Source organism: Protofrankia sp. CiP1_Cm_nod2 (assembly GCF_920664355.1).
In the GTDB taxonomy this organism is placed as follows: Bacteria; Actinomycetota; Actinomycetes; order Frankiales; family Frankiaceae; genus Protofrankia.
In genome coordinates, this window is the sequence record NZ_CAKKTL010000178.1 from 2,217 (window position 1) to 11,085 (window position 8,869).

Genomic DNA, 8,869 nt, shown 5'->3' on the forward strand with positions numbered 1-8,869 from the left:
ACGGGCTGACGTTGGCCGGCGTGGCACCGTCTGGCCAGTTTTGGCTGGCGGCTCAGTCGGCCTGTGCTGTGTCGCTGGGTGGGAGGGCGGTGACGAGCCGCAGGGAGCCATGGAATTCGGGCTGGTGTCGTAACGCACCGTAGTGGCGATCCCAGGTGCCTGACTCGAGGTCGTGGCGCAGTCGGGCGACCGCGCGTTCGGCGATGTCGGCGTCGACGAAGCCCCACACGGACTGGGAGCGGCGCACCGCCGGGTCGAGGAACGCCTCCGGGCGGGCGTAGTACGCCTCGGTGAACCCGTCCACGCAGTCGATCGGCACCGGGACCGGGGTCACCGTGCTCGCGCCGCCGAGGACGGCACGGATGTGCCCGATGGCCGGGTAGCGTGGCCGGTCGGCCGCGATGAGCTGCGGAATGTAGTCAGCCAGCCAGAACTGGTCGAGGGTGTCGCCGTCGAAGGTGAGCACGACGACCGGTCCGCGGCTGACCCGGCGCATCTCCCGCAGCCCGCGGTCGGGGTCGGCCCACTGGTGGACCGTCACGGTGGCCATGGCCGCGTCGACGCTGCCGTCGTCGAACGGCAGTTCCTCGGCGGTCGCGTCGATCGCGGGGGCAAGGTGACGCGGCCGTTGGGAGCGCATCGCCGCGGACGGCTCGACCGCGACGACGTGGCGGTCAGCCGGTTCGTAGGAGCCCGCGCCGGCGCCCACGTTGAGCACGGTCCGGGCATCGCCGAGCGCAGCATGGATCAGGGCCGCGATACGCGGATCGGTACGGCGCCGCCGAGCGTAGCCGTCACCGTGCGCCTCATAGTCAAAATCCCCTGCACCCCCCGCAGCCCGAGTACTCCCACCAGAATCTCCCGCCACGTCGCCCCCACCCACGAGCCCGATCACACATCCTGACCTGATCAGGATATTGAGATCGAGGGAGCAGCCACTCACGCACGTGCTGTCATGATCCCTTTTCCCTCGCCGGTCAAGGAGTGGCGGGAAAAGGAAGCCTGGGGAAAGGGAGGGGGCTGCGCCGGCGTCGGCTTCGGCTTCGACGCCTCGAGACCGAGGCGGTCACAGTAACGAGAGAGCAAGTGGCTGCTACAGCAGCCACTTACATACTCGTTACCCGGCGCGGGCGGGACATCGGGAGGGCCTGCCAGGAGACGGAGGGCGGCGGCGACAGGGGCGGGGGCTGCCGGGCGGGGGATGATCGCGGGAGACCGGAGCGAGCAGGTCGAGCTGATGAGCCGGGCCAGGCCGAGCAGGGCCAGGCCGAGCAGGGCGAGCCGGTGAGAGGGTGGGAGCAGGGGGATGCCGGATCGGGAGTAGCGGCACTCAGCGAAGTGGGAGTCGACGAACCCGCACATGGGTCGCGCTGAGCGATACGACGACGCCCTGTTCGAGGTCGGCTTCTAGCGCAGGCAGGTTGGCCAGCAGCAGGGCGGCTTGCGCGTCCGGCTTGAGCTGGTCGCCGGACCGGAGCAGGACGAGCGAGGGAGCGGTGCCACGACTGAGCGCGAGCAGAGTGGTGAAATCGCTGTCGGCGGAGATGATCGAACGCCCCTCGGTGACGGCGAACGCGCTGACCTCGGTGTCTGGAGAACCGCCAAGCTCGTGCTCGAGGACGTGCGTCGCGTCGATGCCCTTGTCGCGCAGCAGCTCGGCGACCCGTGGCGAGAGGTTCTCGTCGACGAGGATCCTCATGCGGCGATGAACGGGCGCTCCTGCGGCATCGTCTCCGCGGCGAACGCGAGAGCCGCGAGCACGTCGTCGCGCGTGAGTGACGGGTAGTCGGCGAGCAGCTCATCGACCGTCGAGCCAGCCGCGAGCTGGCCCAGCACCGCGGACACGGTGATTCGGGTACCGCGAATCGTCGGTGCGCCCGCCATGATGGCGGGGTCGGCGGTGACGCGGCCGGCGGTGGTCATGGCTGGGAGTCTACCGGCGGACCTTCCGAGCCGGTGGCCCGATGATCGTCGGGCTGTTCAGCCCGGACGGGAGACCGCTCGCCGGTGGCGACGGGGCGGGTGGGGTCGGAGGACCAGGCTGACCAGGAGCCGGGGAAGAGGGCGGCGTCGATGCCGGCCACGGCGAGCGCGGCGATCTGGTGGGCGGCGGTCACCCCGGAGCCGCAGTAGACCCCGACCGGCCGCGCGTCACCGGCGCTGGCACCGGCACCGAGCGCGGTGAAGCGGGCGCGCAGCAGGTCCTCGGACAGGAAGCGCCCGCCGCCGTCCAGGTTCTCCCCGGTCGGCGCGCTGACCGCGCCGGGGATGTGCCCGGCGCGCGGGTCGACCGGCTCCACCTCGCCGCGGTAACGCTCCGGCGCGCGGGCGTCGAGCAGGACGCCGGTGCCGGCCAGGTGGGCGGCGGCGTCGGCGTCGAGCACCGGCAGGTGCCCGGCGGTGAGCTCGACGTCCCCGGGCGCCGGGACGGTCTCGCCGGTCTCGAGCGGGAAGCCGGCCTCCCGCCAGGCGGTCAGGGCACCGTCGAGGATGCGCACGTCGGTCACGCCCGCCCAGCGCAGCAGCCACCATGCCCGGGCCGCCGACTGCCCGCCGTTGTCGTCGTAGACCACCACCGGCCGCCCGGCGGTCAGCCCCCAGGCCCGGGCCGAGCGTTGCAGCGCGGCGATGTCGGGGAGCGGGTGCCGGCCGGCGGTCCCGCCCGGCGTGGCGGCGAGCTCGGTGTCGAGGTCGACGTAGACCGCGCCCGGCAGATGACCGTCCCGGTGGTGCTCGCGGCCGTGCGGATCACCGAGAGCCCAGCGGACGTCGAGCAGCAGCGGTGGCGCGGCCGACGACAGTTCGTCGTGCAGCTGCTTGGCATCGACGAGCACCACCGGCCGGCCGGAGCGGCCGGACTGGTTGGAGCGGTCGGAATCGCCGTGCCGGGAGCCGGACTGGTCGGCGGGTTCGCCGACCGTCCCGCCAGTTTCACCGATCGTCCCCGTGTGTTCGCCAGCCGTCACAGTGGACTCACCAACCGTCACGATATCTTCACCTTCCGCAATAGACTGTTCGCTGAATGCCACAGAAGGTTTATCGGTCGCCCCGGCGGCTTCGCCCGCGCTTGCCGGGGCGTGGCCCGCCGACGCCAGCAGGGCGGCGAGGTCGGCCTGGCCAAGGCCGCCGGGAGGTGTCCCGGTCAGCGACGCCGTGGCGATCCGCTGCTGCACCCCGGCGTTGACCGGCGCGTCCAGGCCGTGCAGGCGGGCGAGCAGCACGATCTCGCCGTTGAGGAAGTCCGACTCGACCGAGCCGCCGCGGGCCAGGCTCTGCCAGGTGGAGCTGCCCTGCCGCTGATGGCCGGGGATGTCGTGCACGACCAGTTGGGACAGGTCGAGGCCACCGTCCGTCTGCACGTCGGCGGCTTCGATGCCGGCGGCGGCGAACACCGCCCGAGCCTCGTCCACCAGCGCGGCCGACGCGGTGTCGCGCAGCTCGCTGGGCGCGTAGAGCGCGTCGAGGTTGTAGGCCAGGTTGCCGAGCAGCTTGCCGGCCTTCCAACGGGCGATGTCCGCGACCACCTGGACGGCGAAGGAGGCCCGGCGCAGCTCGGCCGCGACGCGCTCCACGGCCGGGTCCACCACCGGGTTCGTCACCGTCGGGCCCGGCTCGACCGGGTCGCTCCCCCGCGGCACGCGGCCGGCACGGCCGAGGTAGAAGGCGCCGGCGATCGGCGCGCCCGGGGAGATCACCTCCGCCGGCCGCAGGTGCGAGGACGGGATGATGACCACCGCGTCGATCACCGTGGCGAACCGCCGCAGCGCCGTCCGGGCGTTGTCCAGGCCGTTCTGCAACAGCAGGACCGGCAGCACCTCCGCGGCTGTGCGCACGCTGCCGTGCACGTCCACCGGGCGCCACGCCCACTGCTGCAGCAGCGCTTCGGAGTCCTGCGACTTGCTGGCGAGCACCAGCACGTCGTCCGCGCGCAGGTCGACCTCGTCCGGGCCGCCTGCGACCTCAAGCGCGACCCGCCGGTCGCCGTCCGGCCGGATGTAGCGCAGGCCCTGGGATCGCAACACCTCGAGGTTCGCACCCCTGGCCACCGCGACGACCGCGATCCCGGCGCCGTCCAGTTGCGCGGCAACGGTCGCGCCCACCGCGCCGGCCCCGATGACTACGTACCTGCCGCTGATGGCACTACCTTCCTTTCGCACGGGCCCTTCACGAGCCTGTCACAGGCCTGTCGCAGGCTTTTCGTACGGGCATTCGACAGGAAGCCCGAACGGGAATCCGCCCGGGAACCTCCGATGGACACCTGTTGCCGTGCCTGACGGATGTTCGGTCGGACGGATGTTCGGTCGGACGGGCGGCGCCCGGACGACCACCAGTCACCAGACCAACCACCATCCATCAGACACGGCCTACGGTGTCAACGGGGTCTCCGCCGATCCCGGACGGATCCTCTCCGGTCCCGGTGGGGCCGGAGCTACTCCGGTCCCACCGGAATCCCGTCCGTTCCCGGCGGCGGGATCCTCGCCGGTGCTCCCTCCGGTCGGGCGGCCGCGGCCAGCGCGGCGGCGAACCGTTGCCCGGGGATGGCGCCGAGCAGCTCACGGGTGTGCTCCTGCTCGGGCGCGGCGAACACGGCCGCGGCCGGGCCGCTCTCGACGATCCGGCCGCGGCGCAGCACGGCGACCTCGTGCGAGAGCTGGGCGACGACCGCCAGGTCGTGGGAGATGAAGAAGTAGCTGACCCCGAGCTCCCGCTGAAGCCCGGTGAGCAGCCCCAGGATCTGGTCCTGCACGGAGACGTCGAGCGCGGAGACGGGCTCGTCGAGGAAGACCAGCTCGGGCCCGAGCGCGAGCGCCCGGGCGATCGCCACCCGCTGGCGCTGCCCGCCGGAGAGCTCCCGCGGCCTGCGGTCACGGAAATCCGCCGGCAGGGCGACCTGGTCGAGCAGCTCACGAACCCGGACGGCCCGGCTGGCCCGGTTGCCGACCCGGAAGGAGACCAGCGGTTCGGCGATGCTCTCCTCGACGCTGAACCGCGGGTCCAGCGAGGAGTACGGGTTCTGGTGCACGAGCTGGAACCGCCGGCGCAGCGGCCGCAGCTGCGACCAGCCGGCGGCGGTGATGTCCTTCCCGTCCAGGAACACCCGTCCGCTGGTGGGCTTGTCCAGGGCCATGGCGATGCGCAGCGCGGTGGTCTTGCCCGAGCCGGACTCGCCGACCAGGCCCAGGGTCTGCCCGGCCCGCACCGAGAGCGTGACGTCCTCCAGCGCCCGGAAGACCCGGTCGCCGCCGGACGTCCTGGGCAGGCGGAAGTCCTTGGTGACGGCCTCCAGCCGTAGGATCTCCGGCGCCGGGGCGACCTCGGTGAAGCGGGGGACGACCTGCCCGGAGTGCGACAGCGCCGGGGCGGCCTCGATGAGGTGCCGGGTGTACGGGTCGCGGGGGGCGAGCATGATCGATTCCGGATCGCCGCGCTCGACCACCCGCCCGTGCTGCATGACGACCACCCGGTCGGCGCGGTCGGCGGCGACCCCGAGATCGTGGGTAATGATCAGCAGGGAGGTGCCCGTCTCGGCGACGAGACGCCCGAGATGGTCGAGGATCGTGCGCTGCACGGTGACGTCCAGCGCGCTCGTCGGCTCGTCGGCGACGATGAGGCGGGGATGCCCGGCCAGCGCGATGGCGATGAGCACCCGCTGCCGCATGCCACCGGAGAGCTCGTGCGGGTACTGCCGGGCGCGCAGCACCGGCTCGTCCAGCCCGGCCCGTTCCAGGGCCTCGACCACCTCGGCGGGCACCAGCCGCCTGTCCACGCCGCGCCGGCGGACGGCCTCGGCCACCTGGCCGCCGACGCGCATCGTCGGGTTGAGACCGACCATCGGATCCTGCGGGACGAGCCCGACGACGCTGCCGCGGACCGCCCGCAGGGTGCGTTCCCGGGCCGTGGTGATGTCGGTGCCGGCCACCCGGATCGAACCCGCGACGACCTGCCCGTTGGCCGGCAGCAGCCCCAGGATGGCGTTGGCGGTGGTGGTCTTGCCCGAGCCGGACTCGCCGACGATGGCCACGGTCTCGCCGGGCGCGATCGTAAGGTCCAGGCCGTCGACCGCGAGGGCCGTCCGCCCCCGGCTGCGGTAGCCGACCGACAGCCCGGCCAGCTCCACGATGTTCGCGCCGGCCCCCTCGCCCGCTGCGCCCCCGGTCCGCCGCGTCGCTCCCTCGGCTCCCCCGGCTCCCTCGGCTCCCTCGGCTCCCTCGCGCGCCTCATTTCCGGTCCGCTGCGTCGCTCCCTCGCTCCGCAGCTGCCCGGCTGCGCCGGGCGACGACTCCGCTCGCTCGGCTCCCTCGCTCACGGGCGCACCTCCTCGAGAGTCCGGGCGACGTGGTTGAGGCCGAACACGACCAGGCCGACGAACAGGCCCGGCAGCAGCGACAGCCATGGGCTGGTGACCAGGTAGTTACGGCCGCTGGAGATCAGCGTCCCCCACTCGGCGGCGGGCGGCGGGGCCCCGAAGCCCAGGAAGCTCAGCGAGGAGATGCTCAGCACGGCGGTGCCGAAGTCGAGGATGGCCAGCACCATCACCGGGCCCCACGAGTTCGGCAGGACATGGCGCCACATCACCCTGAGCCATGAGGCGCCGCCGGTGCGGGCGGCCTCGACGTACGCCTGCCCCTTGACCCGGAACACCTCCGCCCGGGTCGTGCGCGCGAACCCGGGCACGATGCCCACCGAGACGGCTATCGCCACCGGCAGCGTCCCGAAGCCCAGCGCGGTGACAATCGCCAGCGCCAGCAGGAGCAGCGGCAGCGCGAGCGCGACGTCGACCGTGCGCATGAGCAGGCTGTCGATCCACCCGCCCAGGAACCCGGCTATGACCCCGATGGCCAGCCCGGCCACGACCGCGATCAGCACGGCTCCCCCGGTGGCCCTGATCGTCAGGGCCGAGCCGTGGAGGACCCGGGAGAACAGGTCCCGGCCCAGTTCGTCGGTGCCGAAGAGATGCTCCAGCCCTGGCCCGCGCAGCTTCTCCGCCGGCGCGGTCGCGGTCGGGTCGTACGAGGTGAACAGCCCGGGGAACAGCCCCGAGACCACGACGAACACGATGAACGCGGCGGCGAGGACGAACCCCGGCCGGCGCAGGAACGGCCGTGCCACCTCGTATGCCGCGGCCGCGGGCCGCCGGAGGCGCCCACCCGCCGGATGCCGTTCGCCAGGGCGGCCGTCGCCGGTGTCCGTCCAGCCAGGGCCGTTCCCGGCGTCGGGGCCGCTCCCGGCATCGGGGCGGGAGCCGGCGCTGGCGCTGGCATCGTCCGCGGCCGGCACCGGGAGCACGGCGGACGCGGGTACCGGGGCCGAGGGGGCGCCCACGGCAGCCTGCCCCGGGCCTTTGACCAGGATGTTCTCGGACATGATTCCTGCCTCAGTGACCCTAGGTGACCCGGGCCGTGTGGGCGACGCGAGGGTCGAGGAACGAGTAGAGCAGGTCGACGACCAGATTGACCGCGACGAAGATCGCCGCTGCGATGACGATGACGGCCTGGACGACGGGCACGTCCTGGCCGAGGACGGCCTGCTGGGCCAGCTGGCCGATCCCGTTGCGGGAGAAGACGGTCTCGACGACGACCGCGTTGGTCACCGTGTAGCCGACGAGCACGCCCAGCAGGGTGAGCGCGGGCAGGGCCGCGTTGCGGAACGCGTGCCGCAGCTGGACCGCCCAGCGCGACAGCCCCTTGGCCCTGGCGGTGACGATGTACGGCTCCTGCCAGGTGTCGCCGAGGCTGCGGATGAGCACCTGGGCGAGCATCGCCGACCCGGGAAGCGCCAGGGTGACCGCCGGCAGCACCACGCTGCGCCATCCTTCGGTGCCCCTGGCCGGCAGCCAGCCGAGGGAGAAGGCGAACACCTGGATGAGCAGCAGCCCGACGAAGAACGTCGGCAGCGAGATGCCCACGGCGGGCAGCCGCCGCAGCAGCACCCGGGCCGGGAGCCACTGGACGTACGAGGCCAGGTAGGCCAGCCCGACGCCGAACACCAGGAACAGTCCGACGGAGACCAGGGCCAGCACGATCGTCGAGGGCAGCCGGTCGGAGACGAGGGTGCCGACGGAGACGTTCTGGGTGAGCGACATGCCGAAGTCGAGGTGCAGGGCGTCCCACAGCCGGCCGAAGTACTGCGTGAGCACGGGCTCGTCGAGCCCGTACCGCGCCTCCATGGAGTGCAGCTGGCCCGGGGTGAGCTGGCTGACGTCGACCCCGCCGGCGGCGAGCTGCAGGGTGACCGGGTCGCTCGGCAGCACGTGCAGGATGACGAAGGTGACCGTGTAGGCCGCCCAGAGCACCAGCAGTGCCTGGGCGAGCCTACCGGCGAGATATCTGAACATCACGGCCGTCGGGTCACTTCGACAGCCAGATGTCGTTGGCGCGCAGGAAGCTCTCGGAGGTCCAGGCGAACCCGTGGACCTTGTTCGACAGCCCGGCCACCTGCACCCGGTCGTAGGTCGGGAAGACGACCCCGTGGTCGATCAGGTAGTCCTGCAGATCCTTGTAGGCCGCGGCGCGCTGGGCGGGGTCGATCGTGTTCAGCCCGCGGGCGAACAGCTTGCTGACCTCGGCGGCCGTGGCGTCGTCCTGGGAGTACACGGTGGCGTAGTTCTTCGTGACGGCCCGGTCGAGGGTCGAGCCGAGCACGCTCGGGTCACCCCGGGTCAGGTAGCTGCCCGCGAGGTCGAACTCGCCGGCGGTGGTCAGCTGGGTGAGCTGCGCGCTGGTGACGACCTTGAGCTGCAGGTCGATGCCGCTCTTCTTGAGCTGGTCCTGGAGCAGCTGCTCGCCGGGGGTCGAGGCGGTGATGAGGTAGGTCAGCGTCAGCTTCCGGCCGTCCTTGTAGCGGTAGCCGTCCGGGCCCTTGGCCCAGC

General features: G+C 72.5%; 7 protein-coding genes and 1 pseudogene. All 8 read right to left on the minus strand.

Annotated elements, in window-relative coordinates:
- Positions 1-52: 52 nt before the first annotated feature.
- A complete protein-coding gene (locus NBW84_RS17820) occupies positions 53-868 on the minus strand; it encodes a class I SAM-dependent methyltransferase (RefSeq protein ID WP_445548321.1) in 816 nt (271 codons plus the stop codon).
- A gap of 462 nt (positions 869-1,330) precedes the next feature.
- Positions 1,331-1,699, minus strand: a complete 369-nt coding sequence (locus NBW84_RS17825; protein ID WP_250285866.1) for a DUF5615 family PIN-like protein — start codon at positions 1,697-1,699, stop codon at positions 1,331-1,333.
- Entirely contained in the window at positions 1,696-1,923 is a 228-nt protein-coding gene (locus NBW84_RS17830; protein WP_250285867.1) for a DUF433 domain-containing protein, read from the minus strand. The genes NBW84_RS17825 and NBW84_RS17830 overlap by 4 nt, the downstream gene beginning before the upstream one ends.
- Complete coding sequence (locus NBW84_RS17835; protein ID WP_250285870.1) at positions 1,920-4,136, minus strand: rhodanese-like domain-containing protein; 2,217 nt, start codon at positions 4,134-4,136, stop codon at positions 1,920-1,922. Before NBW84_RS17835 ends, NBW84_RS17830 begins: the two co-directional genes overlap by 4 nt.
- Before the next feature lie 293 nt (positions 4,137-4,429).
- Complete coding sequence (locus NBW84_RS17840) at positions 4,430-6,118, minus strand: dipeptide ABC transporter ATP-binding protein (protein WP_250285871.1); 1,689 nt, start codon at positions 6,116-6,118, stop codon at positions 4,430-4,432.
- 185 nt (positions 6,119-6,303) lie between these two features.
- Positions 6,304-7,365, minus strand: a complete 1,062-nt coding sequence (locus NBW84_RS17845; RefSeq protein WP_250285868.1) for an ABC transporter permease — start codon at positions 7,363-7,365, stop codon at positions 6,304-6,306.
- A gap of 19 nt (positions 7,366-7,384) precedes the next feature.
- Positions 7,385-8,335: an ABC transporter permease gene (locus NBW84_RS17850; protein ID WP_250285869.1), complete on the minus strand. Its 951-nt coding sequence runs from the start codon at positions 8,333-8,335 to the stop codon at positions 7,385-7,387.
- A gap of 13 nt (positions 8,336-8,348) precedes the next feature.
- Positions 8,349-8,869, minus strand: a pseudogene (locus NBW84_RS17855) (ABC transporter substrate-binding protein); the annotation flags it as partial.